Source organism: Streptomyces malachitofuscus (genome assembly GCF_055571035.1).
This window is the reverse complement of record NZ_JBVIGA010000071.1, coordinates 1-1,734: the sequence shown is the minus strand read 5'-3', so window position 1 is coordinate 1,734 and position 1,734 is coordinate 1. Positions and strand designations below refer to the sequence as shown.

General features: G+C 69.1%; 1 protein-coding gene. It reads right to left on the bottom strand.

The genetic code is table 11. From position 1 onward, the window contains the following. Window positions 1-52 precede the first annotated feature (52 nt). A complete protein-coding gene (locus tag ACZ44S_RS39080) occupies window positions 53-1,669 on the bottom strand; it encodes an ISL3 family transposase (RefSeq protein ID WP_466938265.1) in 1,617 nt (538 codons plus the stop codon). Window positions 1,670-1,734 lie beyond the last annotated feature (65 nt).

The following is a 1,734-nucleotide window of genomic DNA, read 5'->3' as shown; positions in this document are numbered from 1 at the left end:
GGTTCTGGATCACTTTCAGTGCTGGAGCCACGGAGGGTCACCACAACCGCGATCATGAACGGCTCCGCGCGGTGAGGAGGACTCGCTTGCGGAGCAGGTCGAAGTTGGCCCGGCCGAACATCTGCCGTTTCAGCATCTTGATCTTGTTGTTCTGGCCCTCGACGGCTCCGGAGCTGTAGCGGAGGCTGAGGCCGGCGACAACCGCGTCGAGGTCCTGGCCCAGGCCGGTGACGAAGGTGTGCAGGGCGGGCAGGTCGTCGGCCTGGACCTGGGTGATCCACTCTTCGAGGTGTTTGCCCTGGCGGTCGTTCATCAACTCGGCGAACGCACGGACGTGGTGGGCGGCTCGGTCGAGGGCGGGACAGCGAGCCAGGATCGCTTTGAGCTGCTGGGCCTGGTCGTCGGTGAGGCGGTCGGGATGGCGGGTGAGCCAGCTGGTCACGTCCCGCACGGACGGAGCCTTGCGGGGCGGGGCGGGCGGAAAGTCCGCGCGGAGCCTGGCCACGTAGACCTTCACGACGTTCTCGCCGCCGGGGTAGCCGCGCTCGCGTACTTCCTCGAACAGACGGCGGGCGACGGTGCAGCCCTCGGCCCACCGCTGGTGCAGGTAGGGCTTGTGGGGGTCGAGGATGCTGGTGCGGCCGGTCCACCGCCCGACCAGGAGCTCGTCGGCACTGGCCGCGTGTGCGTATCGGCGCACGGTGTTGCGGGCCAGTCCCAGCCGACGGCCGATTTCCCGCATCGCCATGCCTTGTTCAAGCAGAGCGTGAACGGCCTCGTGCTGGTCGCGAACCCGGTCGGACAGGCGGCCGGTGGTCCGCGGCCCCGCGGGAGCCAAGTCGAGGCCCAGCCCTTCCAGGGCCTCGGCAGCCGCAGCAGTGGTGGTGTCCTGGGGCTCGCGGAGCAGGGCACGGTGCTGGACGACGGTCTTCTCGACGGCCTCGGCGAGGTTCGACCAGATGTGCCACCGATCTGCAACGTGCACCGCGTCCGGGGCGCCGAGGCGTCCGGCCTCGGCGTAAGCGGTGGAACGGTCCCTGCAGATCACCTCGACGCCGGGACGCTCGGTGAGCCACTGGGCCACCGTCGCACTGGTGCGGTCCGGCAGCAGGTCGACGGGCTGGTGGGTCTCGATGTCGAGCAGGATGGTGCCGTAGTTGTGCCCCTTGCGCAGCGCGAAGTCGTCGATCCCGAGCACCCGCGGTGTCGAGGTCTCGGGGTCCCGCAGGCGGCGGATCAGCCGTAACAGGGTCGAGCGGCTCACCTTGGCCGCCAGTGCGTGGGCCAGGCGGGAGCCTGCCCGGCCGGCCAGCATCACCGCCACCCGTTCCAGCACCGTCTGCAGCCCGGCACTGCGTCTGCCGTGCCGGAACGTCAGTCCGTCGACCTGCTCGGCGAACGTCGCCTGCGAGCAGTCCTGTTGAGAGCAGCGGAACCGCCGGACCCGTAACTCGATCAGCGCTGGACGGCCGCCCACCGCGCTGTCGGCAAGCCGGCGTACGTACCGGCTGTGCACCCGGGCCGACGCTGTTCCACAGGCCGGACACGCAGCCCGTTCCGCAGCCGTCCGGGCCCGCACGACCACCAACTCGCCGTCAGGTAAGACACTTTCGACCACAACACCATCGACCTGGTGGAACCACAGGTCCTGGAGGAGTACATCAGCCACAGCCGTTCATGATCGCGGTTGTGGTGACCCTCCGTGGCTCCAGCACTGAAAGTGATCCAGAACCA